19 protein-coding genes and 1 pseudogene are annotated in these 25768 nt (G+C 71.8%); 12 read left to right on the forward strand and 8 right to left on the reverse strand.

The window, feature by feature from the left end; translation table 11 throughout:
• Window positions 1-146 precede the first annotated feature (146 nt).
• Window positions 147-410, reverse strand: a complete 264-nt coding sequence (locus tag ACFYYN_RS20425; RefSeq protein ID WP_018559705.1) for a WhiB family transcriptional regulator — start codon at window positions 408-410, stop codon at window positions 147-149.
• A gap of 590 nt (window positions 411-1000) precedes the next feature.
• Between ACFYYN_RS20425 and ACFYYN_RS20430 the strand changes: the two genes are divergently transcribed.
• From ACFYYN_RS20430 to ACFYYN_RS20440, 3 genes are read left to right on the forward strand one after another with little or no spacing between them, the layout of a single operon-like run.
• On the forward strand, window positions 1001-1510 hold the full coding sequence (locus ACFYYN_RS20430; protein WP_500546965.1) for a cysteine dioxygenase: 510 nt from the start codon (window positions 1001-1003) through the stop codon (window positions 1508-1510).
• A 25-nt stretch (window positions 1511-1535) separates the two neighbouring features.
• On the forward strand, window positions 1536-2507 hold the full coding sequence (gene cofD / locus ACFYYN_RS20435) for a 2-phospho-L-lactate transferase (protein WP_500328617.1): 972 nt from the start codon (window positions 1536-1538) through the stop codon (window positions 2505-2507).
• A 32-nt stretch (window positions 2508-2539) separates the two neighbouring features.
• Window positions 2540-3808, forward strand: coding sequence for a coenzyme F420-0:L-glutamate ligase (locus ACFYYN_RS20440; RefSeq protein WP_500547098.1), 1269 nt, complete (start codon window positions 2540-2542; stop codon window positions 3806-3808).
• Between the two features lie 643 nt (window positions 3809-4451).
• Here ACFYYN_RS20440 and ACFYYN_RS20445 read toward each other — a convergent pair.
• From ACFYYN_RS20445 to ACFYYN_RS20455, 3 genes are all read right to left on the reverse strand, one after another.
• Window positions 4452-5429, reverse strand: a complete 978-nt coding sequence (locus ACFYYN_RS20445; RefSeq protein WP_500546966.1) for a DNA-3-methyladenine glycosylase family protein — start codon at window positions 5427-5429, stop codon at window positions 4452-4454.
• A gap of 107 nt (window positions 5430-5536) precedes the next feature.
• Entirely contained in the window at window positions 5537-6619 is a 1083-nt protein-coding gene (gene manB, locus ACFYYN_RS20450; protein WP_500328622.1) for a mannose-1-phosphate guanylyltransferase, read from the reverse strand.
• 64 nt (window positions 6620-6683) lie between these two features.
• Window positions 6684-8225 (reverse strand): peptidoglycan recognition protein family protein, encoded by a 1542-nt coding sequence (locus ACFYYN_RS20455; protein WP_500546967.1) that lies wholly within the window; start codon window positions 8223-8225, stop codon window positions 6684-6686.
• A 116-nt stretch (window positions 8226-8341) separates the two neighbouring features.
• Between ACFYYN_RS20455 and ACFYYN_RS20460 the strand changes: the two genes are divergently transcribed.
• The 5 genes from ACFYYN_RS20460 to ACFYYN_RS20480 all read left to right on the forward strand — a co-directional run bounded on the left by ACFYYN_RS20460 (window position 8342) and on the right by ACFYYN_RS20480 (window position 16166).
• Window positions 8342-9094: a TIGR03089 family protein gene (locus ACFYYN_RS20460; protein ID WP_500546968.1), complete on the forward strand. Its 753-nt coding sequence runs from the start codon at window positions 8342-8344 to the stop codon at window positions 9092-9094.
• A 129-nt stretch (window positions 9095-9223) separates the two neighbouring features.
• A complete protein-coding gene (locus ACFYYN_RS20465; protein ID WP_500546969.1) occupies window positions 9224-10459 on the forward strand; it encodes an LCP family protein in 1236 nt (411 codons plus the stop codon).
• Between the two features lie 120 nt (window positions 10460-10579).
• Complete coding sequence (locus tag ACFYYN_RS20470) at window positions 10580-12364, forward strand: LCP family protein (RefSeq protein ID WP_500546970.1); 1785 nt, start codon at window positions 10580-10582, stop codon at window positions 12362-12364.
• A gap of 54 nt (window positions 12365-12418) precedes the next feature.
• Window positions 12419-14068, forward strand: a complete 1650-nt coding sequence (locus tag ACFYYN_RS20475) for an LCP family protein (protein WP_500546971.1) — start codon at window positions 12419-12421, stop codon at window positions 14066-14068.
• Window positions 14069-14273: 205 nt separating this feature from the next.
• Window positions 14274-16166 carry an LCP family glycopolymer transferase gene (locus ACFYYN_RS20480; protein WP_500546972.1) on the forward strand — a complete coding sequence of 631 codons (1893 nt, stop codon included), beginning with the start codon at window positions 14274-14276 and terminating at the stop codon, window positions 16164-16166.
• 16 nt (window positions 16167-16182) lie between these two features.
• On the opposite strand, the pseudogene ACFYYN_RS20485 reads toward ACFYYN_RS20480, so the two are convergent.
• Window positions 16183-17235, reverse strand: a pseudogene (locus ACFYYN_RS20485) (glycosyltransferase family 2 protein); the annotation flags it as partial.
• A gap of 74 nt (window positions 17236-17309) precedes the next feature.
• On the opposite strand from ACFYYN_RS20485, the gene ACFYYN_RS20490 reads away from it, so the two are divergent.
• Entirely contained in the window at window positions 17310-18755 is a 1446-nt protein-coding gene (locus ACFYYN_RS20490) for an LCP family protein (protein ID WP_500546973.1), read from the forward strand.
• A 20-nt stretch (window positions 18756-18775) separates the two neighbouring features.
• Here the strand turns inward: ACFYYN_RS20490 and ACFYYN_RS20495 are convergent, their stop codons facing one another.
• Window positions 18776-19318: an acyl-CoA thioesterase gene (locus ACFYYN_RS20495; protein WP_500546974.1), complete on the reverse strand. Its 543-nt coding sequence runs from the start codon at window positions 19316-19318 to the stop codon at window positions 18776-18778.
• Between the two features lie 117 nt (window positions 19319-19435).
• On the opposite strand from ACFYYN_RS20495, the gene ACFYYN_RS20500 reads away from it, so the two are divergent.
• Both ACFYYN_RS20500 and ACFYYN_RS20505 read left to right on the forward strand, forming a co-directional pair.
• Complete coding sequence (locus ACFYYN_RS20500) at window positions 19436-19699, forward strand: DUF1876 domain-containing protein (RefSeq protein WP_499512179.1); 264 nt, start codon at window positions 19436-19438, stop codon at window positions 19697-19699.
• Window positions 19700-19817: 118 nt separating this feature from the next.
• Complete coding sequence (locus ACFYYN_RS20505; RefSeq protein WP_500546975.1) at window positions 19818-21047, forward strand: LCP family protein; 1230 nt, start codon at window positions 19818-19820, stop codon at window positions 21045-21047.
• 84 nt (window positions 21048-21131) lie between these two features.
• On the opposite strand, the gene ACFYYN_RS20510 is transcribed toward ACFYYN_RS20505, so the two are convergent.
• Window positions 21132-22199 carry an LCP family protein gene (locus ACFYYN_RS20510; protein WP_500328631.1) on the reverse strand — a complete coding sequence of 356 codons (1068 nt, stop codon included), beginning with the start codon at window positions 22197-22199 and terminating at the stop codon, window positions 21132-21134.
• Between the two features lie 180 nt (window positions 22200-22379).
• Between ACFYYN_RS20510 and ACFYYN_RS20515 the strand changes: the two genes are divergently transcribed.
• Window positions 22380-23723: a UDP-glucose dehydrogenase family protein gene (locus ACFYYN_RS20515; RefSeq protein WP_500328632.1), complete on the forward strand. Its 1344-nt coding sequence runs from the start codon at window positions 22380-22382 to the stop codon at window positions 23721-23723.
• Window positions 23724-24000: 277 nt separating this feature from the next.
• On the opposite strand, the gene ACFYYN_RS20520 is transcribed toward ACFYYN_RS20515, so the two are convergent.
• The gene (locus ACFYYN_RS20520; RefSeq protein WP_500546976.1) at window positions 24001-25503 is read right to left on the reverse strand and encodes a peptide MFS transporter; all 1503 of its coding nucleotides are present in this window, start codon (window positions 25501-25503) and stop codon (window positions 24001-24003) included.
• Window positions 25504-25768 lie beyond the last annotated feature (265 nt).

Consider the following 25768-nt stretch of genomic DNA (forward strand, 5'->3'; position numbering starts at 1 on the left):
CGGGCCCCGGTTCGCTGGACTTCGGACGACGCCTTGGGCGTCTCGGACGGGCCCCCACACTAACGGTTGCGGGAGCCGGCCCTTCCGGGTCCGGGGCACATATACGTACGAACCCCGATGTGCCGGGCGGGAGCCCGGGGAGGGCTCTAGACGACGCCCTTCTTCAGTCGCCGGCGCTCGCGCTCGGACAGGCCGCCCCAGATGCCGAAGCGCTCGTCGTTGGCGAGGGCGTAGTCGAGGCAGTCGGAACGGACCTCGCAGGCGAGGCAGACCTTCTTGGCCTCGCGGGTGGAGCCGCCCTTCTCGGGGAAGAAGGACTCGGGATCGGTCTGCGCGCACAGCGCGCGCTCCTGCCACCCGAGCTCTTCGTCGGCCTCTTCGGCCAGCAACAGCTGGAACAGCTCGGTCATGCGCGCCCCTCGTCTGTTTTCGCGTCCCCGTGATGTTGCCGTTACCTGCGACGGTCGAACGACACGAGTGAAATTACAAGTGTGCCGATACGGGCCAGTCAAGCCGAGATCTGCTATTGGGCCCGTTATTCACCCTGCGGAACCAAGGCCTGACAGAAAGTGTTCAAATCAGCCCAAACGTCCGCATACGTCAACCACGGTCGACGCCCCCTGGGGGCGGCGATCACGATGCGATCACGAAAACACAACGACGTTTCACGAGGAGACGTTCCTGCGTAGCCGTGTGGTTGCGTCGGCACTTTTCCTGGGTCTTCGGCGCACAAACCTTTCGCCATGTCGAATAGCCGGATCAGGTGAAAGATTTACGACAAACCCGACATCAAGTTGACAGGCCGCCGAGGACCCGGTGTGCTAGGGCGCATGTCAGTGACCCACGCGCCTGCCCGGACCCGCCGCCTCGGCGAGTTCCGTCGCGCCGTGGAAGCTCACTGTCGCTGTTCCAGCTGTTGCCGCTGAAGGACTCTTCCCAGCCCGCACAGCCTCATGCGCATGCCTGACGCTCCTCACTTCCCGTAGGAACTCCCGCACCCATGAACAGCGACGTCTCGATCGCCGGCGACCCCCTCGCCATCCCCCACCTCCTCCCGCCCGCTCCCGCCCACCCCGCCACCGTCGCGGAATTCGCCGGGCTGGCCCGCAGGATCGCGGCCGACCGCGGCCGCTGGGCGCCGCGCGTCCGCTACGACGCCACCACGCGCTGGTACGACCGCCTGGAGACCGGACCCGGCTACGAGGTCTGGCTGCTCAGCTGGGTGCCGGGGCAGGGCAGCGGGCTGCACGACCACGGCGGCTCCTCGGGCGTGCTGACCGTCCTCGAGGGCGAACTGACCGAGCGCGCCCTCGGCGGCAACGGCGGGACCCGCCGTTCACTCCTGCCGGGGCACCAGCGGGTGTTCGCCCCCGGCTACGTCCACGAGGTGGTCAACGACTCCCTCGAAGGCGCGGTCAGCCTGCACGTCTACTTCCCGGGCCTCACGGAGATGACCCCGTACGCCTGCACCTCCGGGGAGCCCGCGACCGAGGGGACGTTCGCAGGCTGACGCGGCGGGCTGACAGACTGTCCGCATGCGAATCGTGGTACTGGCCGGCGGCATCGGGGGAGCCCGTTTCCTGCGCGGCCTGAAGGCGGCGGCGCCGGAGGCGGACATCACCGTCATCGGCAACACCGGCGACGACATCCACCTGTTCGGCCTCAAGGTCTGCCCCGACCTCGACACCGTCATGTACACCCTCGGTGGCGGGATCCACGAGGCACAGGGCTGGGGCCGCGCCGACGAGACGTTCACGGTCAAGGAGGAACTGGCCGCCTACGGCGTCGGGCCCGAGTGGTTCGGCCTCGGCGACCGCGACTTCGCGACCCACATCGTGCGCACCCAGATGATCGGCGCGGGCTATCCGCTCAGCGCGGTCACCGAGGCGCTGTGCGCGCGCTGGAAGCCGGGAGTGCGGCTGATCCCGATGACCGACGACCGGATCGAGACGCACGTCGTCGTCGACGACCCGGACGCGGGCCCCGGTGGCGGGCGCAAGGCGGTCCACTTCCAGGAGTACTGGGTGCGGCTGCGGGCCTCCGTCCCGGCGTACGCGGTGCTGCCGGTCGGCGCGGAGGGCGCCAAGCCCGCGCCCGGCGTGCTGGAGGCGATCGGCGAGGCGGACGTCATCCTCTTCCCGCCGTCCAACCCGGTGGTGTCGGTCGGGACGATCCTGGCCGTCCCCGGCATCCGCGAGGCCATCGCCGAGGCGGGCGTGCCGGTGGTGGGCCTCTCCCCCATCGTCGGGAACGCGCCGGTGCGGGGCATGGCGGACAAGGTGCTGGCGGCGGTCGGCGTGGAGTCCACGGCCGCGGCGGTCGCCGCGCACTACGGCTCCGGCCTCCTGGACGGCTGGCTGGTCGACACCGTCGACGCCGGGGCGGTGGACGAGGTCGAGGCCGCCGGCATCCGGTGCCGGGCCGTGCCGCTGATGATGACGGACCTGGACGCGACGGCCGCGATGGCCCGCGAGGCGCTGACGCTGGCCGGGGAGGTGCGGGCGTGATCGCCTCCTACCGCGTGTGGGCCGTCACGGGCATGCCCGAGGTCGAGCCCGGCGCCGACCTGGCCAAGCTCATCGCGGCGAGCACGCCGGAACTGGCCGACGGCGACGTCCTCGTCGTCACCTCGAAGATCGTCAGCAAGGCGGAGGGGCGCGTGGTGCGCGCCACCGACCGCGAGGCCGCGATCGACGCCGAGACGGTGCGGCTCGTCGCACGGCGCGGGCCGACCCGGATCGTGGAGACCCGGCACGGCTTCGTCATGGCCGCGGCCGGCGTGGACGCCTCCAACACGGCCCCCGGCACCGTGCTGCTGCTGCCCGAGGACCCGGACGCCTCCGCCCGCGCCATCCGGGCGGGGCTGCGGGACGCGCTCGGCGTCAACGTCGGCGTGGTCGTCACCGACACCTTCGGGCGGCCCTGGCGCGAGGGCCTGACCGACGTGGCGATCGGCGCGGCCGGGCTGCGCGTGCTGGACGACCTGCGGGGCGCCACCGACTCCCACGGCAACGAACTGGCGGTCACGGTCACAGCCCTGGCCGACGAGCTCGCCGCGGCCGGTGACCTGGTGAAGGGCAAGTCCACCGGGGCGCCCGTCGCCCTCGTACGGGGTCTGGACCGCCTGTTGCTGCCCTCGGAGGAGGACGGCGAAGGCGGCCGCGCCCTCGTCCGGGTCGCCGCCAACGACATGTTCCGGCTGGGCACTTCGGAGGCCGTCCGCGAGGCGGTCTCCCTGCGGCGCACGATCCGCGAGTTCACCGACGAGCCCGTCGACGGGGCGGCCGTACGGCGCGCCGTCGCCCTCGCGGTCACCGCTCCGGCGCCGCACCACACGACGCCGTGGCGCTTCGTGCTGCTGGAGTCGGAACCGGCACGGGTCCGGCTGCTGGACGCCATGCGCGACGCGTGGATCGCGGACCTGCGCCGCGACGGCCGCAGCGAGGAGTCCATCGCCAAGCGGGTGCGCCGCGGCGACGTCCTGCGCAAGGCGCCGTACCTGGTGGTGCCCTGCCTGGTCGCGGACGGGGCGCACGACTACCCGGACCCGCGGCGGTCGGCGGCGGAGCGCGAGATGTTCGTGGTCGCCATGGGCGCGGCCGTGGAGAACTTCCTGGTGGCGCTGGCCGGCGAGCAGTTGGGGTCGGCGTGGGTGTCCTCCACGATGTTCTGCCGCGACGTGGTGCGCGAGGTGCTGGACCTGCCGGAGGACTGGGACCCGATGGGAGCCGTCGCCGTCGGCCGCCCCGCGGCGCCGCCGAAGGAGCGGCCGGGACGGAGCGCGGAGGCGTTCATCGCGGTGCGGTGACGGGCCGTTCGGGCCGCACACGCCTCCCGGGCCGCGGGCCGGGGCCGGTCACCGTGGCGAACGCGGTGACCGGTGCGGCTCCGAAGTGGCCCCACAGTCGTCCCTGGTGGCCTTGAGAGCGACAAGACCCGTGATGTCGCGTACCGCGTCGGAGGGTTGCGAGTAGTCCCGGATCAGGAGTGTCCAGCCCTGGCGCGTCAGGCGAACCTGAGGGATGCCCCCCGGATGCGATCGCTCCTCACCGCTCCACCCGTTCTCGTGGAGCCGGTCGAGTGCCGCATCGATCGTCCGGGCGGGCTCCTTCCCGATCGGTTGCGCCATGAGACCGACGACACAGCCGTGGTCCTCGGGCGACGCCGAGGCCGCGGCCTTGAGTCCAGCGGATTCCGCCGCACCGCTCACGTCGGCGGCGACACTGTTCGCGTCGGCCGGCCGGGGCGCGCTCGTACCGGCCCCCGGGTCGCCGGCCTGTCGCGTACCGCACCCCATGAGGGACCCCAGCAGCATCGCGGCCCCTGCGAGGGCGATCGTCCGTCTCACCGTGCGTCGCGGAAGACGAGACGGACTTTCCTGTCCGAGATGAACGAGGAGGGCGTCCCTGCGGGGAGTACGGCGCCGGCCCTCTGACCCGTTTCCACCCCGGTCAGAGGGCCACGATGTTCCCCGGGGCCATGCGCGGGGCGCGGCGTGGGGGACGGCGGCCGGTGAGGAGGATGATGCGGGCGGCGCGGTGGCGCTGGCCGGCGTAGGGCTCCAGGAGTTCGAGCATGGTCGCGTCGTCGCAGCGGTGGGCGCCGGTGAGGGCGTAGCCGACGGTGTGCGGCAGGTGGAGGTCGCCGACCGTGATCGCGTCGGGGTCGCCGTTGCTGCGCTGCAGGGTCTCGGCCGCGGTCCAGGGGCCGATACCGGGAACGGCCTGGAGGCGGGCGAGGGCGTCGGCGGGGGCGAGGGTGGTGGCCTGCTCCATGCGGGCGGCGGCGCGGGCGGCCCGGACCGCGGCGGCGGAGCGCTTGCCGTCGACGTTGGCGCGGTGCCACTCCCAGGAGGGGATCATGGCCCAGCCGCGGGCGTCGGGCATCACGCGCATGCGCAGTTCCTCGCCGGGGCCGGGGGCGGGCTCGCCGAAGCGCCACAGCAGGACCCGCCAGGAGCGGTAGGCCTCGTCGGAGGTGACCTTCTGCTCGAGGATCGCGGGGATGAGGGACTCCAGCACCAGGCCCGTACGGGTCAGCCGCAGCCCGGGGTTGCGCCGGTGGGCCTCGTGGACGACGCGGTGGCGGGCGGTGAAGGCGGCGGGGTCGTCGGCGTCGCCGAGCAGGCCGGGGAGGCGGTCCAGGAGCCAGTCGGCGCCGGGGCCCCAGGCCTCGGCCTCGACCTCGCCGCCGGAGGGGCGGGCGATGCGCAGGGTGCCGGGGCCCTCGGGGGTGCGCGAGGCCCGGTAGACCGCGCGGTCGGCGCCGACGCGGAACGCGGGGTCGCCGGGGCCGCGGCGCAGAGGGCCGAGCGTGAGGCCGAGGTCCAGGGGGCCGCGGGGGGTCCAGCGGCGGGTGCGGCCGGGGGCGCGGGGGCCGGGGACGCGGCCGGTCGCGGCGCGGAGGAGTCGGCTCTGCTCGGGGTGCACCCTCCGAGGGTACGGCGTGGGCCCTGCGGCTTCCGGGTTTCCGGCCGGTGAGCGGGGTGCGCCCGCCAGCCGGGGTCCTGGGCGGTCACCGGCCTGCGGCCGGTCGCCTACTGGTCGGACGAGAAGCGGACCGCGCCGTCCGGGATGACCGCGCCGCACCAGATGCGCACCCCGTGCCGCAGTTCGTTGTCGGCACCGATGTGCGCGGAGTCGCCGATGACGGAGCCGTGGACGACGGTGCGCTCGCCGATGACCGCCCCCGCGCCGATGAGGGAGTCGACGACGGTCGCTCCGGGGTGGACGACGGCGCCCGCCAGGACCAGGCTGCCCTCGACGACCGCCCCGGAGCCGATGACGGCGCCCGCGGACACGGCGGTGCCGCCGGTGAGCTTGGCGTCGTCGGCGACCCGGGCGCCCTCCAGGACGAGGCGTTCCCCGCAGCGGCCGGGGACAGCCGGGGACGGTGCGTGGCCGAGGACGAGGTCGGCGGAGCCGCGGACGAAGGCGTGCGGGGTGCCGAGGTCGAGCCAGTAGGTGGAGTCGACCATGCCCTGCAGGTGGGCACCGTCGGCCAGCAGGCCGGGGAAGGTCTCGCGCTCGACGGAGACCGCGCGGCCGGTGGGGATGGAGTCGATGACGGAGCGCTGGAAGACGTAGGCACCGGCGTTGATCTGGTCGGTGACGATCTCCTCGGGCGTCTCCGGCTTCTCCAGGAACGCGGTGACGCGGCCGGTAGTGTCGGTCGGCACGAGCCCGAAGGCGCGCGGGTCCTCGACCCGGGTCAGGTGGAGGGAGACGTCGGCGCCTGAGTCGCGGTGGGTGGCGACCAGGCCGGCGATGTCGAGGCCGGTGAGGATGTCCCCGTTGAAGACGAGGACCGGGTCGCCGGGGGCGCAGTCCAGGCGGTCGGCGACGTTGCGGATGGCCCCGCCGGTGCCGAGCGGCTCGTCCTCGGTGACGTACTCCAGGCGCAGCCCGAGGGCGGACCCGTCGCCGAAGTGCGGCTCGAAGACCTCGGCGAGGTAGGAGGTCGCCAGGACGATGTGCTCGACACCCGCCGCGCGCGCCCGGGCCAGTTGGTGGGTGAGGAACGGGACGCCGGCCGCGGGGACCATGGGCTTGGGCGTGTGCACCGTCAGGGGGCGCAGTCTGGTGCCCTTGCCGCCGACCAAGAGGATCGCTTCAGTCACCTGTGTTTGTCTCCGCTTCCTGGCGGGCCGAACGCATGAGCGGCCAATCCTATGCAGGGTGCGATCAGCGGCCCTGGAGCCCCGCCGCGGTGCGGCGGATGATGCCGAGATCGTCGTACAACTCCGTTCCCGGGCATTGCGTGGCGAATCCGTCCCGGTGGCCCGAGATGACGTTCATGCGGACCCGCGTACCCTTCGGGTACTTGTTGCTCCCTCCGGACACCAGGTATGTCATGCCCTCCGGATCACGGCCGTAAATTCCGAGTTTCCACGCGGCGAGCCGGGCGACGGCCGACAGGGCCTCACGGGTGGGCTGCTCCTCGGAGTAGTCGCCGAGCACGGCGATGCCCATGGTGTGCTCGTTGAACCCGAGGGTGTGCGCGCCGAAGACGGCCTTGGAGACGCCGCCGCTGCGGCCCTCGTAGATGTTTCCGCACTTGTCGACGAGGAAGTTGTAGCCGATGTCGCGCCAGCCGCTGCTCTTGACGTGGTAGCGGTAGATACCGCGGATGACCGAGGGGGAGTCGGAGCACTCGTAGTCGTTGCCGGTGGCGGTGTGGTGGACGAAGATCGCGCTGACGTCGTCGGTGAACTCCGACTCCTCGCTGCGCAGTTGCTCGTCGGCGCCCCAGCCGAACCGGGTGACGATGCGGGGGCGCGCGCCGGTGAAGCGATGCCCGGTGAGGGCCTCGGTCTGGGACCGGGTGAGCGCGGGGACGAAGGGGGACTCGACCGGGGTGCCCGAGGTGTCGCTCGGGTCCGCGGCGGTGTCGGTGGTGGTGTCGGTGGTGGTGCCGTCCTGCGGGTGGCGGCCGCCGAGCGGGTCGCCCCCCTCGCTGGGCCCGACGCCTTCGAGCGGGTCGCCGGCCTCGCTGGGGCCGACGCCGTCGAAGGGATCGCCGCCGTCGTAGGGGCCGCCCGTGGTGCCACCGCCGTCCGGGCCGCCGCCGTCCGGGCCGCCGACCCCCGGACCGGCGGGCCCGGGGTCCAGCGCGGCGTCGGGGTCGAGGTAGCTGCCGCCCAGGTCGTCGCCGGGGCCGTCGCCGGACCCGTCACCCGGTTCGTCCCCGGGGTCGACCATCTCCAGTCGCAGTCCCCTGGGCAGGCCGGGCCGCACTCCGCGCCTGCCGGTGGGGGCCTCGGGCACGACCCGCACCTCGACCCCGTCGGAACGGCCGACCCACAGCGGGGCGGTCGCGCCGCGCACCGGTGATGCCGAGCCTTCGGGCGAGCCGGCGTCGGGGGCGTCGTCGTTGTGCGCCTCGACGGTGCGCCAGCCGGACCAGATGCCGGTGCCGGTGGCGCGGGTCCGGACCTGGACGGTGCCCCGCAGGTCGGTACCGACGTCGTCCCAGGTGATGCCGATCAGGGAGAACGGTCGCACGGCACGGGCGGGCAGCCCCTGGGCGAGCGGGGTGCCGATGGCACGGCCGGAGGTGGCGAGCGGGGCCAGCGGCAGGGTGTGGGTGTCGCCGGGGGGCGTGTCGGGGGCGGCCGCCCGCACCGGCGCGTGGATGGTGGCGGTGGCACCGGAGGGGAAGGCGAGCGGCAGGGCGAGGGCAGCCATGCACGCCGCGGAGATCGACGTCGCAAGAAGTGCACGCATGGGAAGAACAGTTACATAACGCCCCAGAACGCGCAGCCGGGATCTGACGGGCCGTCCTGTTCTGCCGGTCCATCAGAGGCACCCGGGACGGTCCCGCCTGACGTAGCCTGGGCCGCGTGACATCGACTGCCCGTACACCCGCCGACCTGCTGCGTTCCGCGCTCGCGGCGGACCCCGCCCGGCCCCTGGTCACCTTCTACGACGACGCCACCGGCGAACGCGTCGAACTGTCGGTGGCCACCTTCGGCAACTGGGTGGCCAAGACCGCCAACCTCATCCAGGACGAACTGGGCGCCCAGCCGGGTGACCGTGCGGCACTGCTGCTGCCGGCGCACTGGCAGACCGCGGTATGGGTGCTCGCCTGCTTCTCCACCGGCGTGGTCGTGGTGCCGGGCGGTGACCCGGGCGAGGCCGACCTCGTGGTCTCCGGCCCGGACGCCCTGGAGGAGGCCCGCGCCTGCTCCGGCGAGCGGGTCGCGCTGGCGCTGCGCCCGCTGGGCGGCCGCTTCCCGCAGCCGCCGGAGGGCTTCCTCGACTACGCGGTCGAGGTCCCCTCCCAGGGCGACCGCTTCGTCCCGTACGCGCCGGTGGACGCTGCGGCGCCCGCGCTGGAGCTGCCGGGCGGGGAGGAGCTCACCGGCGCGCAGGTGGTCGAACGGGCCCGCGCGTCCGCCGCGGCCCTGGGACTGACGGCCGGGGCGCGGCTGCTCTCGGGCCGGCCGTACGACGACTGGGACGGTCTGGCCGCCGGGCTGCTGGCACCGCTGGCGGCGGACGCCTCCGTCGTGCTCTGCCGCAACCTGGACCGGCTTCCCCCCGCCGACCTGGACAAACGCCGGGAGAGCGAGCGGGTGACCCACACGGCCTGACCTCGCACCGGCCCACCGTTCCTGAAGCCCTCGGACGGAACTGAACAACTCCGCACAACCGAGGACGGGTTTGGACGGTCTCTATAGGTGACCTGATCATCAGCAGCACCTGTAAGGACGGGCCCGGACGTGACCACGCCAGCCGATTCGCCGGAAGCCGAGGACGCCCCTCCCGCCGACACCCCTCCCGCCGACACCGCGCCGAGGAAGCGCCGCCGCACCTGGCTGCGCGTCCTCGCCGTCGTCGTCTCCCTGGTGCTGCTGGCAGGGGCTGGGGTCTCCTGGTACCTGTACAAGCAGCTCGACGGGAACATCCACACGGACACGGACACCGCCCACGAGCTGATGCGGGTCCAGTCCGAGCGGCCCAAGGCGCTGCCCGAGGCGACCACCGCCGAGAACATCCTGCTCCTGGGTTCGGACAACCGTGGCGACGGGAACGGCAAGTACGGCCAGGACACCGGCACCCAGCGGTCGGACACCGCGATACTGCTGCACCTGGCCGCGGACCGGAAGAGCGCGACGGCGGTCAGCCTCCCGCGCGACCTCATGGTCCACATCCCCTCCTGCCGGCGGTCCGACGGCAGCATGACCAATCCCCAGTTCGCCCAGTTCAACTGGGCGTTCGAGTTCGGCGGCGCCGCCTGCACGATCCGTACGGTGGAGAAGCTCACCGGGATCCGCGTCGACCACCACCTCGTGGTGGACTTCAACGGCTTCAAGAAGATGGTCGACGCGGTCGACGGCGTCGAGGTCTGCGTCCCGCACGCCGTGCACGACGAGGACGCGCACCTGGACCTGGAGGCCGGCCGCCAGGAGCTGCACGGCGAGCAGGCACTCGGCTACGTCCGGGCCCGCAAGGGCATCGGCGACGGCAGCGACACCCAGCGCATGGACCGCCAGCAGCAGTTCCTCGCCTCCCTGGTGCAGAAGGTCGACTCCACGGGCGTGTTGCTCAACCCCGCCAAGCTCTACCCGCTGCTGGACGCCGCGACCTCCTCGCTCACCGCGGACGAGGGTCTCGACTCGCTGGCCGAGCTGTACGAGCTGGCCCAGAGCCTGCGCAAGACGCCGACGGACCAGGTGCGTTTCCTGACCGTGCCGCGGCGTCCGTACACGGCGGACCCCAACCGTGACGAACTGGTGCAACCCGCCGCGGACGAACTGTTCACGACCCTGCGCGAGGACGGGCAGGTGACCGTCGAGGGCGACAAGGGCACGGGCTCCGGCTCCGCCCGCCCGACGGCCGGCGGAACCTCCACCGCCTCTCCCGCATCTCCCACACCGTCGGGGTCGGCGAGCGCCTCCCCCTCGTACCGCGGCACCACCGCCGACCGCGACGTGTGCGGCGCCAGTGGGGATTGAACAGTTTGTCCAGGTGTAGGAGAGCGGAATTTGTCAGCGACGGGCGTACACGCTGAACTGTGGGGTTAGTGTGAGCGATCCGGCCTGTTGCAGCGGCCGAGACGGAGGACTCGATCGACCGTGGACACGCAAGGCCGTAGGCAGCACGTCGACCCGGCGGATCAGTGGGTTTTCGATCCCGAGACGGGCAGCTACCAGTTGCGGCTGGACCCCCCGCAGCAGCAGGAACCCGGCGTCCCCGCGCAGGGGACGGGCCGGCGGACACCGCGCGTCCAGCCGCAGGGCGGAAGCCGCGCGCGGCAGGGCCGTTCCGGCGCCGAGGGCGAGGGTCGCGCCACGACGGGCGGCCGCTCCACCGAGGGCAGCCGCGCAGCGGGCACCGGCAGGGCGGCGGGCGGCAACCGGGCAGGCGGCACCAGGGGCGAGGGCGGCGGCCGGGCGGCCGCGCGCACCAGCCGGCGCCGACCCAAGTCCCGGAAGTCCACCAAGAAGCGGGCCCTGATCTGGACCGCCGGAACGCTCGGGGTCGTGGTCATCGCGGCGTGCGTGGGCGTCTACGCGCTGTACCAGCAGCTCAACGGCAACATCCACACGATCGACCCGGGCATCGGCTCCAAGAACGCCACCTCCACCGGACCGGTCAACATCCTGGTCATCGGCACCGACAGCCGGCAGGGCCTGAAGGGCAAGTACGGCGACGCTGCCAACGTCGGCCACGCCGACACCACGATCCTCTTCCACGTCTCCAAGGACCGCTCCAACGCGACGGCGCTGAGCATCCCCCGGGACATCATCACCGACATCCCGGACTGCCCGACGAAGCAGTCCGACGGCTCCACGAAGATCATCCCGGGTGAGAGCGACGTCCGCTTCAACACCAGCCTGGGCCAGTACGGCCGCGACCCGGGCTGCACGATGCGCACCGTCAAGGCGTTGACGGGCATCACCCCGGACCACTTCATGATGGCCAACTTCGATGCGGTGAAGGACCTGTCGACGGCGGTCGGGGGCGTCGAGGTGTGCCTGGCCAAGGACATCGACGATCCGGACTCGCACCTGAAGCTGGACAAGGGCCGGCACGTCGTCGCGGGCGAGCAGGCGCTGGCCTTCGTCCGCACCCGGCACAGCGTCGGCTTCGGCGGCGACCTCAGCCGCATCCAGCTGCAGCAGCAGTTCCTCAGCTCGATGATGCGCACGATGAAGTCGGGCGACACGCTGACCAGTCCGACGAAGCTGCTCAAGCTGGCGAACACGGCGACGAAGGCGCTCACCGTCGACACCGGCATCGGCAGCGTGCCCAAGCTCAGCCAACTCGCCAAGGACCTGAGCCGGGTCGACACCAAGAACATCACCTTCGCGACCGTGCCGGTGATAGACAACCCGGCCGAGAAGGTGCACGCCACCGTGGTGCTGGACGAGACCAAGGCGCCGCAGCTGTTCACCATGGTGCGCAACGACGTCTCGCTCACCGAGGTGAAGAAGAAGCAGAAGGCGTCCGATGCGGCCAAGCTGAAGGGCCCCAAGGCCGACGCGATCAACGTGCGGGTCGAGGTGCTGAACGGCAGCGGGGTCTTCGGCGCCGCCCAGGACACCGTCAACTGGCTGCAGAACGACGAGGGCGTCAGCCGCTCCACCAACGGCGGCAACGCGCCCACCGAACTGCAGAAGACGACGCTGGAGTACGCCCCCAACCAGGCCGACCAGGCGCGCCGGCTGGCCGACATGATGGGGCTGCCGGCCTCGGCGCTCAAGCAGGGCACCGAGGACGCCGCCCCGCGCGCCAACATGACGCTCACCCTCGGCAAGGACTTCACCCGGGCGGGCACGCCGATCGCCCCGCCGACGAAGGCACCCGAGGGCATCCAGAAGGTCGAGGCGGACGACAAGAGCGTGTGCGCAAAGTAGCCGCCCGGCACGGGCACCAGGGTCGACAGGGGTATCAGGGGTGGGAACCGGACGATGACGGACAGTCGTGTGCGCGATCTCGGCTGGGACGACAGCCTCTACGACGACCACCCGCGGGACGGGGCCGCGCAGCGGGGCACGGACGCGGCGCGCGCCCCGCACACGGACCCTGGGCGCGGCGGCGGACAGCCGGGCGCACGGCCGCCGCAGCGCCGCAGACGCCGGGTCGTCCGGTGGATCGCGGTCACCCTCGCGGTGCTCATACTCGGGACGGCGGGGGCCGGTTACGCGTACTACGAGCACCTCAGCCACAACCTCCGCAAGGGGAAGCGGAACAGCGGCGACAGCGACGTGGCCAAGGCGCCGACGAACGCGCTGAACATCCTGCTGCTGGGCGCCGACGGCCGTAACTCCGCGGAGAACCTCAAGCTCGGCGGCGCCAGGTACACCAAGGACGAACCGCCCCGCGCGGACGTGATCATGCTGCTGCACGTCTCCGCCGACCGCAGCAACATGTCCGTGGTGAGCATCCCGCGCGACACCCGGGTGCCGATCCCGAAGTGCACCGACCCCAAGACGGGCAAGAAGTTCGCCGCCACCACGCACGCGATCATCAACGAGAGCCTGGCGCGCGGCGGCCCCGGCTGCACGCTCGCCACCGTGCAGAACCTCACCAAGGTCTACATCGACCACTGGATGATGATCGACTTCGCGGGTGTGGTGAAGATGGCCGACGCGGTCGGCGGCGTCGAGGTCTGCGTGAAGCAGCCGGTGTGGGACCACCCGACCCCGCAGCAGCCGGGCGGCTCCGGGCTGAAGCTCAGGGCGGGCTCGCAGAAGATCACCGGCAAGAAGGCCCTGCAGTGGCTGCGCACCCGGCACGCCTTCGAGAGCGACCTCGGGCGCGCCAAGGCGCAGCACATGTACATGAACTCGATGGTGCGGGAGCTGCGCTCGCAGAACGTCTTCACCGACGGCGGGCGGCTGCGGGGCCTCGCCGAGGCCGCCACCAACGCGCTGCAGGTGTCGGAGGAGATCGGCACCCCGAAGAAGCTCTTCGACCTCGGCATGCAACTCAAGAGCGTCCCGTCGAACCGGATCACGATGCTGACCATGCCGCCGGTCACGGACACCGAGAACGACCAGCACTACATGCCGGACCCGGTGGCCGCCCCCAAGGTGTGGTCGCGGCTCGTCCACGACCTCCCCTTCGACGACAAGGGGAAGAAGAAGGCGAAGAAGGAGCCCACCGGGCCGGCGGCGCGGCCCGCCGCGGACATCCCGGTCTCGGTCGTCAACGGCACCGCGGGCGACGCGACGGGCACTCCCGTGAACGGCAGGGCGCGCGCCCTGGCGACGGCGTTGGGCCAAGGCGGGTTCGGGAAGGCGGCTGCGGCCACCGCACCGCAGCCGTCGGCGGCCACCGTGATCGAGTACCCGGCCGCCGAGGGCGCGCAGGGCCGCTCGGACGCGCTCGCCGTGGCGAAGGTGTTCAAGCTCCCCGCCGGTGTTGTGAAGGAATCCTCACATGTCGCCTCCGTCACACTCCTCGTGGGCGCGGACTGGCGGGACGGGACGGTCTTCCAGGGTGCCGCCGACGACGACGGATCGCTGCCCACGAGCGCCGGGGCCCTGAACGGAGCGAATGATTCGGCCTGCATGGACGTGTACAGGCCATATCGCTGGGATCCCGGTTTGGGGTAGTGCGCACGATCGTTTTACACAGGCGATAAGAAGCGAATGCCTTGACCCCGTCGCGGTTTATGTATCGTGACCTCCAACCATCCGCGAGCAGGGCTGTTCCGGTTCCACAGGACCTTGACAGTCGCACAGCTGAGAATCACCCACGATCCGCGCGCTGCGGCGCAACCGGTGACCGTAGTGACCAGCGCGTCATGGGAGGGCACACATGCGCCACGGCAGCATCCCCGGAGGGCGGAACGCCCCCTACGATCCTCACGAACCCGGATGGGACGACTCTCCGTACGGGAACGGTCACGGGCAGCCGTACGTCCCGCAGCAGGCCACCCCGCACCCGACGGTCCCGCAGCAGCCCCAGCGCGGCGGCTACCGCCCGCAGGAGCCGCAGCGCGGCGGGTACCCGCCCCAGGAGCCGTACGCGCCCTACCAGCCGGCGGACTACGACGCCACGGGCTACGACACCGGGGGCTACGGCGACGACGGCCACCGGGCCGACCACGGCGCCTACGAGGACGACGGGGGCGACGGGGCGTCCACCGGCACCCTGACCGCGACGCAGGGCGACGGGGCGGACGACGACGGCCACGACGGCGGCGGCCGCCGCGGCAACCGCCGCCGCAAGAAGGGCAAGAGGCGCGCCCTGCGCTGGGTGGCGATCGTCACGTCGGTGGCGATACTCGGCTCGGCCGGCGCCGCCTACGCGTACTACCAGCACCTCAACGCGAACATCAAGAAGGACGCGCTGAACCTCGGCGACAGCCAGGCCGCCAAGAGCAAGGCCAACGCCGCCGGCCAGACCCCGCTGAACATCCTGCTGCTGGGCTCCGACAGCCGTGCGTCCAAGGCGAACCAGAAGCTCGGCGGCGCCAGGGCCGACGCCGACCGCAAGCCGCTCGCCGACGTCCAGATGCTGCTGCACGTCTCCGCGGACCGCAGCAACATGACCGTGGTCAGCATTCCGCGCGACACCCGGGTCACCATCCCCAAGTGCACCGACCCGGACGACGGGCGGGTCTACCCCGAGACCACGTCGGAGACGATCAACACGAGCCTCCAGCACGGCGGCCCCGGCTGCACCGTGGCCACCTGGGAGAAGCTCACCGACATATCCATCGACCACTTCATGATGATCGACTTCGCCGGCGTGGTGTCCATGGCCGACGCGGTCGGCGGCGTCCCGGTCTGCGTCAAGGGGAACGTCTGGGACCGCAAGTCCGGGCTCAAGCTCACCAAGGGCGACCACGTCATCAAGGGCAAGCAGGCCCTCCAGTGGCTCCGCACCCGGCACGGCTTCGAGGACGGCAGCGACATCGGCCGCACCCACGCCCAGCACATGTACATGAACGCGATGGTGCGCCAGCTGAAGTCCAGCGCGAAGCTCAACGACCCGGGCAAGCTGACGGGCCTGGCGGAGGCCGCCACCAAGGCGCTGACCGTCGACACCGGCCTCGGCACGGTCAAGAAGCTCTACGACCTGGGCAACGACCTCAAGGGCGTTCCCACCGACCGCATCACCATGACGACGATGCCCTGGGGCGCCGACCCGCAGAACCCGACCGCGCACGTCGTGCCGACCTCCGCGGCGACCAAGCTCTTCACGCTGCTCCGCAACGACCAGGCCGTGGACGGCAAGGCCTCGAAGAAGAAAAAGAAGACCGGCACGGCCACGGCCACCGCGAAGGCCTCGCCCAAGGGCGAGATCGCGGTGACGGTCCAGAACGGCACCGGCAGCACCTCGGTGCCCGCCACCCCCGGCCGGGCGAGCACGGTCACGGAGAAGCTGAAGACCCTGGGCTTCACCCAGGCCGAGTCCGACTCCACGCCGCAGTCGCAGTCCGGCAGCACGATCACCTACGCGAGCGACGACGACCAGGCCGACGCCCTGGCCGTGGCGAAGGCGCTGAAGCTGCCCACCGGCGCGGTGAAGAAGTCCTCGTCCGCCGAGGGCATCACGCTGGTGATCGGCGCCGACTGGACCGCCGGGTCGACCTACCCCGCGGCCAGCAGCTCCGACACCAAGGAAGTGCTGGACAGCGCGAGCGCGCTCAACGCTTCCGACGACTCGGCGTGCATGAAGGTGAACTCCTACTACAGCTGGTAGGGGTCCACCCGCCGCATCACGCGTCGGCCGCCGCCCGGACCGCCGGGCGGCGGCTGGCGATGACCCGCCGGGCGAGCGAGCGCGGGCTGGTCAGGAAGCCGTAGCCCCACGCCATGTGCATCGTGGCGAGCGCCACCGGGATCTGCAGCCGCGCGCCGGCGGACAGGCCCTTGCCGGCCGGGAGCGAGCCCAGCGCGATGGCCGCGAGGTAGCCGCCGGGGACGACGAAGCCGAGCGGGGTGACCGCGGCGCCGACCACCACACCCGCCGCGATGGCCACGACGGCGGCCGGGGCGGCCAGGTAGCGCAGGTTGACCGAGCCCTGGTGGTAACGGGTGACCACGCGGCGCCAGCGTCCGTAGTCCTTGTACTGCTTGGCCAGCGCGCGCACGCTGGGCCGCGGACGGTACGAGACGCGCAGCTCGGGCGAGAACCAGATCAGGCCGCCGGCCTCGCGGATGCGGTAGTTCAGCTCCCAGTCCTGGGCGCGGATGAACTCCTCGTTGTAGCCGCCCTGCTGCTCCAGCACCTCACGGCGGAAGACCCCGAGGTAGACGGTGTCGGCGGGGGCGGCGGCGCCGCCGGTGTGGAAGGCCGCGTTGCCGACGCCGATCTTCGAGGTCATGGCGGCGGCGACGGCGCGCTCCCAGTCGTTCTCGCCCTCGGCGTGCATGATGCCCCCGACGTTGGCGGCGCCGGTCTCCTCCAGCAGCCGCACCGCGGTGTCGATGTAGTCGGGCGAGAGCATGCCGTGGCCGTCGACCCGCACCACGACGGGGTGCCGGGAGGCCTTGATGGCGGCGTTCAGGGCGGCGGGGGTGCGGCCGGTGGGATTGGGCACCGTGTGGACGCGGGGATCCTCCCGCACCAGCTCCGCCGCGATCTCGTCCGTGCGGTCGGTGGAGGGGCCGAGGGCGATGACGACCTCGAGCTCGCCCGCGTAGTCCTGTTCGAGGATGTGGCGGACGGAGTTGCGCAGGTGCCGCTCCTCGTCGAGCACCGGCATGATCACGGAGACGGCGGGCAGCACGTGGGGGGTCGCAGCGTTCACAGCCGGACACGTTACCGCGAACGGATGATACGAACACGTGCAGGCGGGCGGGGCTCATCCCGTACGACGGTATGACTCCTTAGCGTGACTCCATGACCGTCGCTCGTCGCCGTCAGCAGCCCATCACAGCCGCCCGCCGGGCCCGGAAGCGGTCGCCCGTGCGCCGCGGGATGCGCGTCCTCGGCGCCGTCTCGCTGGGCATCCTGACCGCCAGCGGGATCGGGCACGCCGTCCTGGGGCACATGGACGACCGCCTGGCGCGGGTGGACGCCTTCGCCGGGATGAAGAACCGGCCCAACCCCACCAAGGGCACCAACTTCCTGCTGGTCGGCACCGACGTGCGCCGCGGGCTGACCGCGGCGCAGCGCACCGCGCTGCGCCTGGGCGGGGAGCCCTGCGACTGCACCGACACGATGATGCTGGCGCACCTGTCGCGGGACGGCAGGCGGGTCAGCGTGGTCGCCCTGCCGCGGGACTCGTACGCGGAGCTGCCCCGCCCCGGCAAGCTGAAGTGGGCCTGGGGGGTGGGCGGCCCCTCGCTCGCCGTCAGCACGGTCGAGAAGATGACCGGGATCAAGGTCGACCACTACGCCGAGTTCGACTTCGGCTCCTTCATGAAGACCGTCGACAAGATCGGCGGCGTCGACCTGTGCTTCGCCCAGCCGCTGCGGGACCCCCTGACCGGCCTCGACCTGCCCGCCGGCACGGTCCGCGCGGACGGCGGCACGGCGCTGCGGTACGTGCGCTCCGGTCACTACCCCGGGAGCCCCGACCTCCCGCGGATGCAGAACCAGCAACGGTTCCTGGCCGCCCTGGTCCGCCGGGTCACCGACATCGGGCTGCTGCAGAACCCCGTCAAGCTCGACCAGGTGGCCAGGGCCGCGCTGGGCTCGGTGCGCGCGGACCGGCAGACCAAGCCGGACGACCTGATCGCGCTCGCCACGGGGCTGCGGGGCGGCTTCGGGGCGAGCTCGGTGGAGTTCGCGTCGGTGCCGGTGGACGCCACGCCGTTCCGGGTGCAGGGCGTGGGCACGACCCTGCGCTGGGACGTGAAGGGCGCCGGGCGGATCTTCGACGCGCTGCGCGAGGACCGCCCGCTGACCGGCCCGGACGGCGGCCCCCTGGCCACGCCCAGCCCCTCGGCGCCCGAGCCGGAACAGGTCGACGTGCCACCCAAGTCGATCCGCGTCCAGGTCAACAACGGGACGACGGTCAACGGACTGGGGGCGCGCGTGGACAAGGAACTGCGCCGCCTGGGCTTCCGCACCACCGGTACGCCCGGCAACACCGTCCGGCACGACGCGGAGTACACGGTCATCCACTACGACCCGGGCTGGGACCGCTCCGCCAAGGCCCTGGGGACGGCCCTGCCGTACGCCGAGCTGCGGGCGGTCTCCGGGCTGGGGTCGACGCTGCGGATCACCGTGGGCGCGGACTACGACGGCGTGACCCCGGTGCGGGCCGGTGAGCCGGACCCGCCCGCGGCGCCGCCGGTGGAGCTCCCGCCCGCGCGCGGCGACCGCGTCGCGTGCGGCTGAGGGCCGGGCGCCGGGCGCCGTCAGTCCTCGAAGCCCTCGGCGGCGCGCTTCTCGCGCAGCTCCATGATCGCCCGGCGGCGGGCCAGCCGGTGCGTGCGGCGGATCTGCGCCTCCTGCAGCCGCCGCCGGTCCCGGTCGGTCTCGGGCTCGATCTGGGGCACCGGACGCGGCGCGCCCTCGGAGTCCACGGCCACGAAGACCAGGTAGGCGCTGGCGACCTGGGTCGCCGGGCCGGACTCGTTCCAGCGTTCGGCCAGCACGCGCACGCCGACCTCCATGGAGCTCCGCCCGGTCCAGTTGACCTGGGCCTGCACCTTGAGCAGGTCGCCGACCCGCACCGGTTCCAGGAAGGCCATCTCGTCCATGGCGCCGGTCACCGCGGGCCCCTCGGAGTGCCGTCCGGCGACGGCGCCCGCCGCGTCGTCCACGAGCTTCATGACCACGCCGCCGTGCACGGTGCCCAGCAGGTTCGTGTCGTGGTGGGTCATGATGTGCGCCAGCGTGATCCGCGAGGCGGACGTGGGCTTGAACGGGACAGGGTGCGGGGGTGGCTCCTCGAACATGGCTCCACCCTAAGCACTGCCGTGCCGTGCTCCCGCCGGGCACACCTTGCCCGGCGGCGGGGCCGGGCGGATGCTGAGAAAGGGGCCGACGTCCCTAAGTCCAAGAGGTGATCCGCCATGGAGAAGACGTGGACGATCAAGCTGTCGCTGGAGGAGGACGGCAGCCGCACCGCCTGCACCGCCTCGCTCTCCGGGGACGGCGCCCCGGGCGTGGTGGGCCACGGCTATTCGCGGCGCAATCCGAACGACGAGCCGGACATGCGCATAGGGGAGGACGTGGCCGCCTCCCGGGCCTGCTCCAACCTGGCGCACGAACTGCTGGAACAGGCCGCCGGAATGATCGAGACCCACACCAACGCCCCGACGCACCTCACCGGCTGAGAGCACCCGGACACAACCGGTCACCGCATCACCGCGGTCCTGTGACCTTTGCATCAGCTCTGCTTCAGAAGCGCCACGGAGGCAATGACGGGCAGGGCGGCAGGGCACACTGCGGTACATGAACGCATGGCCCGACGGTTGGTCCGACAACAGGAACCAGCGGCAGCAGCAGATCTCCGAGCCGCCGCTGCCCCCCGAGCTGTCCCCGCGCCGTGCGGCGGCGGCTCCCGGCAGCGTGCCGCGCCAGCAGGCGTACGGCAGCGGCGTCCCCGGTCACGCAGGCCCGGGCGCGGGCCACGACGGTCACGGCGGCGGCTCGTACGGCCCGCCGTCCACCGGCGGCCGCACCTCACCGCCCGGCAGCCGCAAGCGGCGGGTGAAGGCCGTCCTGATCGGTCTGGTCGTCGTGGTCGCCGCCTGGTCGATCGGCACCTACTTCTGGGCGGACGGCAAGGTGCGCCGCGAGGTGGACCTCGGCACGGTCATAGACCGCCCGGAGACCGGCGAGGGCACCAACTACCTCATCGTCGGCTCCGACAGCCGTGAGGGCCTGTCCGGCGAGCAGAAGAAGCAGCTGCACACCGGCTCCGCCGAGGGCAAGCGGACCGACTCGATGATGATCCTGCACGTCGGTGACAACGGGAACTCGCTGATCTCGCTCCCCCGTGACTCCTACGTCACGATCCCCGAGTTCAAGGGTTCCGAGTCCGGCAAGACGTTCGCCTCGCGCGGCCGGAACAAGCTCAACGCCGCCTACTCGATAGACGGACCGACGCTGCTGGTGCGCACGGTCGAGTACAACACGGGCCTGCACATCGACCACTACGCGGAGATCGGCTTCGCCGGCTTCGCGGGCCTCGTCGACGCGGTCGGCGGTGTCGAGCTGGACATCCCCCGCGACATCGACGACAAGAACTCGGGCCTGCACATCAAGAAGGGCAAGCAGACCCTCAACGGCGACGAGGCCCTGGCCTTCGTCCGCCAGCGCTACCAGGAGGCCGAGGGCGACCTGGGCCGCACCAAGAACCAGCAGAAGTTCCTCGCCGCGCTCGCGGGCCAGACGGCCACGCCGAGCACGGTCCTGAACCCCTTCAAGCTCTACCCGACCATGGGCGCGGGCCTGGACACGCTGATCGTCGACAAGGACATGAGCCTGTGGGACCTGGCGTCGATGTTCTGGGCGATGAAGAGCGTCTCCGGCGGTGAGGGCGTCTCGATGAACATGCCGACCTCGGGCTCCATCAGCACCAACGTGGGCAGCGCCCTCAAGTGGGACATGCCGAAGGTCAAGCAGCTCGTCTCGGAGCTGAAGAACGACGACAAGGTCACGGTCACGCCCGACTCCTGACCTCGTGGGACGGCCGAGGGGCCGGCCGGGCGCGCACACCGCGCCCGGCCGGCCCCTCGTTCTTCCCGCCGGCGCCCGCGGGGCTCACGGGGTGGAGGAGCCCAGGCGGTCGAGGGAGTGGTTCGCCACGTACTCGGCCATGGTGTCGTTGCGCATGGCCTCCCACAGCCGCGCGGTGCCGCTCTCGTCGAGCAGCACCACCGACTGGCCCTTGATCATGTCGAGCCCGCCGACCGGGGCGTTCATGAAGACCATGTCGCCCTCGCGCACCCCGCGCATGCTCCACATCAGGTCGCGCAGGTCCCCGTCGGAGAGCCGGTCGTCGACGCTGACCACACCGGTGACCCGGTCCAGCAGCTCCTTCGCCTTCAGCGGGTTGCTCATGGAGTCCTTGGTCAGCGTCTTGGCGATCACCGCGCGCAGGAAGGCCTGCTGGCGGTGGGTGCGGTCCAGGTCACCGCGCGGCAGGTCGTAGCGCCAGCGGACGTACGCGAGGGCCTCCTCGCCGTTCATGTGCTTCCCGTCCAGGTCCACGCCGCCGATGTCGTCGGTGAGGGTCTTGAAGCCGCTCCAGTCGATGACGGCGAGGTGGTCGACCTTCACGTCGGTGAGCCGCTGCACGGTGTCGATCAGCAGCGGCGGGCCGCCCCAGGAGAAGGCGGCGTTCAGCTTGGCCTTGCCGTTCCCCGGGATCGGGACCCAGCTGTCGCGGGGCAGCGAGACCACGTACGCGTGCTCGCGGTCGGCCGGCAGGTGCACCAGCATCATCGTGTCGCTGCGCTGGGCACCGCGCTTCCACTCCGGGGCCTTGGCGTCCCGGCCGGTGGTCGGCAGCTCGGAGCGGGTGTCCACACCGACGAGGAGGAAAGTTTCACCGCCCTTGGCGGCCTGCGGCTGCTCGCTCTCGGGCACCTTCGTCGGGAACACGTTGGGAATGCGGGCCACCTTGCCGGTGTAGTGGTCCACCGTCCACCACAGCGTCCCGGCCACCCCCAGCACCCCCGCGGCCAGCAGGACCAGCGCGCCCAGCAGCACCCTCCGGGTGCGACTGCGCCTCCTGCGGGCCGGCTCCGCCGTCCTCCCCGGCGCCGCTTCCCGCTCCGTTTCCGGGACCGCCGTCTCCTCGTGGCCCACCGGATCCGTCGTCGTCATGATCCACCCCCACCCTGTGCACCCGCTCCCCACGCGTGCGTAGGGGGCATTGTGGCGCCTGGGACGGTGCCATGCCCATGCCCCGGCCCCCTTCGGTGCACGCGCCGGGGAAAGCCCGGTCACCGCCCGGGGCTATGCTCAACCTCGCAATCAGGCCACGACCTGGGAGGGACCGTCCGCATGGCGCTCAAGCTCACCGTGATCGGCACCGGCTACCTCGGCGCCACGCACGCCGCGGCGATGGCCGAGCTGGGCTTCGAAGTGCTGGGCCTGGACATCGACCCCGCCAAGATCGAGACCCTCGCCGCGGGCCGCGTGCCCATGTACGAACCGGGCCTGGAGGAACTGCTGCGCCGCCACGTCGCCGGCCTGCCGGACTCCAGCGGGCGGCTGCGCTTCACCACCTCCTGGGAGGAGGTCGCCGCCTTCGGCGACATCCACTTCGTCTGCGTGAACACCCCGCAGAAGCAGGGCGAGTACGCCTGTGACATGAGCTACGTCGACAGCGCCTTCGAGCTGCTCGCCCCGCACCTGCAACGGCCCGCACTGGTCGTCGGCAAGTCGACCGTCCCGGTCGGCAGCGCGGCACGGCTGGCGGCCCGCCTCGCCGAGCTCGCCCCCGCAGGGGACGGGGCGGAACTGGCGTGGAACCCCGAGTTCCTGCGCGAGGGCTTCGCGGTCCAGGACACCCTCCACCCGGACCGGATCGTGGTCGGCGTCGCCTCCGGGCACGCCGAGAAGCTGCTGCGCGAGGTCTACGCGGCCCCCGTCGGCGAGGGCACCCCCTTCGTCGTCGCCGACTACCCGACCGCGGAACTGGTCAAGACGGCGGCCAACGCCTTCCTCGCCACCAAGATCTCCTTCATCAACGCCATGGCCGAGGTCAGCGAGGCGGCCGGCGGCGACGTGGTGAAGCTCGCCGAGGCCATCGGCCACGACGAGCGGATCGGCGACAAGTTCCTGCGCGCCGGCATCGGCTTCGGCGGCGGCTGCCTGCCCAAGGACATCCGCGCCTTCATGGCCCGCGCCGGTGAGCTCGGCGCCGACCAGGCGCTGACCTTCCTGCGCGAGGTCGACTCCATCAACATGCGCCGCCGCAGCCACATGGTCGAGCTCGCCCGCGAGGCCTGCGGCGGCAGCGGCTTCCTCGGCAAGCGCATCGCGGTGCTCGGCGCGGCCTTCAAGCCCGACTCCGACGACGTGCGGGACTCCCCCGCGCTCAACGTCGCCGGGCAGATCCACCTCCAGGGCGGCCAGGTCACCGTGTACGACCCCAAGGCCATGGACAACGCGCGGCGGCTCTTCCCGACGCTCGGGTACGCCGCGACGGCGCTGGAGGCGGTCCGCGGGGCCGACGTCGTACTGCACCTCACGGAGTGGCGGGAGTTCCGCGAGCTCGACCCGGCGGTGCTCGGGGCGGTGGCCCGGCACCGGCACGTCATCGACGGGCGGAACGCGCTGGAGCCGGCGGTGTGGCGTGCGGCGGGCTGGACGTTCCGGGCGATGGGCCGCCCCCACGCGTAGCCCTCCGGGCTGCGGCCCGGGGTGCCCCTTGCGGCCCGTTGTCGTGTGCGGGTTGTTTGCGCCTGCGGCGGGCGGTTTTCCCGCCGCCCACCCGATTGCCCGGCGCGGCACCGACCCCAGGCACACGGTGCGCAGGCCCGCACGAACCGTGCCGGGCAATCGGGCGGGAGGGCGGGGGAGAAACCGCAACAGCAACAACCGCGGCGCCGCACAAAGACGCGCCGAGGGCCCGGAGCGTGCCGCTCCGGGCCCTCGGCGCGTGCGCGGGGCACAGACGTCAGTGGACGTCGCCCATGAGCTGGATGACGCGCTTGCGGTACGCGATGAAGGCCGCGCCCACGGCGAGCGCCACGAAGCCCTGGACCGCGAAGGAGGTCTCCGACAGGAAGCCGTCGCCGATGACCAGCTGGAGGATGGCCGCCACGCAGTCACCTGCCGTCACGGCGAGGAACCACAGGCCCATCATCTGGCTGGCGTACTTGGCCGGGGCCAGCTTGGTGGTGACCGACAGGCCCACCGGGGACAGGCACAGCTCGGCGGTGGTCTGGATCAGGTAGACCACGGCCAGCCACAGCGGGGTGACCTTGGCGTCGCCCGAGGCGGCGGCCTGCGCCAGCATCATCACGACGAAGGAGGCGCCGATGCCGATGAGACCGAGGGCGAACTTCACGGTCGTGCTCGGGTTCTTCCGGCGCAGCCGCATCCACAACGCGGCGAAGACCGGGGCCAGGGCCATCACGAACAGCGGGTTCAGCGACTGGAACCAGCTCTCGGGGAAGTCGAAGCCCCACAGCGTGGACGCGGTGTGCTCGGAGGCGAAGACCGTCAGGGTCGAACCGGACTGGTCGTAGATCATCCAGAACAGGGCCGCCACGATGAAGAACCAGATGTAGCCGGTGACCTTGGTCTTCTCGTCCGAGGTGAGCTCCTGGTCGCGTCGGATGCGCCAGAAGTAGAAGCTCGGCACGGCCAGGCCCAGCAGGGAGAGCGGCCACAGCACCCAGTTGATCGTGAAGTGACCCGTGAAGGTGACCACGCCGTAGAAGACGACGGCGGCGACCAGCCACAGCAGGGCCTTCTTCATCAGGCCGGCGCGCTCGGCGGCGTCCAGCGGCGTGGGGACCACGCTGGAGACCGGCGCGAGGTGCTTGGTGCCGATGAGGAACTGGGCGAGGCCGAGCGCCATGCCGACACCCGCGAGGGCGAAGCCCAGGTGCCAGTTGACCTGCTGGCCGACGGTGCCGATGACCAGCGGGGCGAGGAAGGCACCGAGGTTGATGCCGATGTAGAAGATCGTGAAGCCGCCGTCGCGGCGCGGGTCGTTGCGGTCCGGGTAGAGCTGGCCGACCATCGTCGAGATGTTCGACTTCAGCAGGCCGGAGCCCACGGCGATGAGGACCAGGCCGACGAAGAAGGAGGCCTTCACCGGCACGGCCAGCAGGAAGTGGCCGATCATGATGATCGCGCCGCCGATGGCGACCGTACGGCGCGGGCCCCACAGGCGGTCGGCGAACCATCCGCCCGGCATCGCCAGCAGGTACACCGTGGCGGTGTAGACGCTGTAGATGGCAAAGGCGGTGGCGGCCTTCATGCCGAGGCCGCCGTCCGCGACCGAGGCCGTCAGGTAGAGGACGAGCAGCGCCCTCATGCCGTAGTAGCTGAAACGCTCCCACGTCTCGGTCAGGAAGAGAGTGACCAGGCCGCGGGGGTGGCCGAGGAAGTTCCTGCCGCTGAATCCGGAGTTCGGCGCGGCAAGGCCCTCAGTCAGGCTGGACGCCATGGACTTTCCTTGCTTCTCGGGACGCGCTGCGAGAGCGGTGCGCGCCCGGGTGGGGGGTGACCGGCACCGGGGCGCACCAAGGCGCACCGGGATCCACGGCCGACGCCTCACAGGCGCGGCCCCGGCCTACAGGTCGTTGACTGAAATACTGGTGGGGACCGGTCCCGTCGCAGAAGGGTCCTTCGACGCGTGGGGCGCGCCAGAGGTCCCATGGGCTGTTTCGGGCCTTTCGTTACCTTATGGCAGCGCGAGATGTGCTATATGG

The sequence above is a fragment of the Streptomyces sp. NPDC001902 genome, from assembly GCF_042891295.1.
GTDB lineage: Bacteria > Actinomycetota > Actinomycetes > Streptomycetales > Streptomycetaceae > Actinacidiphila.